Annotated in this window: 1 protein-coding gene; it reads right to left on the bottom strand. The window is 49.5% G+C overall.

The features are described 5' to 3' along the window. Nucleotides 1–21: 21 nt before the first annotated feature. Nucleotides 22–1,098, bottom strand: a complete 1,077-nt coding sequence (locus tag HMPREF3178_RS05135) for an IS110 family RNA-guided transposase (RefSeq protein WP_032448228.1) — start codon at nt 1,096–1,098, stop codon at nt 22–24. Nucleotides 1,099–1,379 lie beyond the last annotated feature (281 nt).

Here is a 1,379-nt window from a genome sequence, read left to right as displayed (position 1 = left end):
CCTTGGACGCCCTTCTAAGAGTCAAGCTGTTATCGGGATACTGTTGATCCGCCTGTTTTGATTGCGCAGTAACGTGTAAACTTCGCGGGAGATATATCGCTTTAGACAGCGTATCGCTTCCATTTTTGTATGTCCTTCGGCTACACGCCTGGCGACATATTCCTTTGTTTTTGCGTCAGTTCGTAAGCGTCCGATGGCGATGATGTGAAGTGCACTATTTGCAGCACGATCTCCACCACGATTAAGTCGGTAACGGTTCGTTTTTCCAGAAGAAACGGGGACCGGGCTGACACCACACAGTGCCGCAAATCCTGATTCTGATCTTAACCGTTGAGGATTGTCTCCGGCAGTGATCAGCAACTGTGAAGCGCTTTCGTATCCGATAGCATTACGTTTAATCAGCTCAGGTGCCAACTCGTCGACAATTGCCGCAATCATGACATCCAGATCAGCGATTTCGTCATGTAACTCGAGATAGCGTCGGGCAAGGGACTTTAATGAAATGCGATAAACGTTGGTTACATTGCGGTATTCACTGGCATCAGGTCTCCAGGAACCCAGGGTCCTGATGAGCTGCATGCGCGTCATATTTCTGAGCTGTTCACGTAATTCATCCGGGGCAGAGATAATATTTGAATGGATAATCTGGAGAGCGACTCTGCGGGCTGATATTGCTGTTTTTCGGCAAGTTTTTAATACCCGCAGGGACTCAATCATGCCATCACGCGTTTTGGGAGTAACTGTCCTGATGCCTGAGAATGCTGCATGAGCGGCACATTCAGCATCAATTGTGTCACTTTTACCCCGTTTGCGTCGCTCCATCCGGTCTGGAGCAGTCACCTCAAGAACTTCTAACCCGGCGCTCTGAAAATAACGAAGCAAACCGGAACCATAGGTACCTGTGCACTCAACACCAATTCGCTTTAATGTCCCAAACGAGGTCATCCATGCCAGCATCTGCCGGTAACCTTGTCGTGTTGTGGAGAAATACTGAGTCCCAAGGACTTTATTGTTCTGATCTACGACAGCGGCAACGTGCAAATCTTTATGTGTATCCACGCCACCCACAACGGCAGCTTCGGTAACTTTATCAACCATGACAGAGCTCCTGTGAGGAAACAGAGTTGAATCTCCAGACAGATAACCCGGACAGGACAGTAACGAGACAAGCCGTCAGGCCCTTCTTGAGTCACGCGCATCGGTGAGGAGATGCCTCGCATGAAGGCGCTTCCGGCAACCGACGGGTCCAGGGCAGGACACAAAAGGTCGATCGCTGTGTGAGTCAGGATGCGGGAAGGTCTTCACTGCATCAGTAATCACACCAATCTGGTTAAACGGCAAACTAAGTGGTGGTAAAGACTGACATCGGCATTATTACT

It is taken from the genome of Klebsiella sp. HMSC09D12, assembly GCF_001808475.1.
Lineage (GTDB): Bacteria > Pseudomonadota > Gammaproteobacteria > Enterobacterales > Enterobacteriaceae > Klebsiella > Klebsiella oxytoca.
The sequence above is the reverse complement of the archived record's forward strand: the minus strand, read 5'-3'. Positions and strand labels throughout refer to the sequence as shown.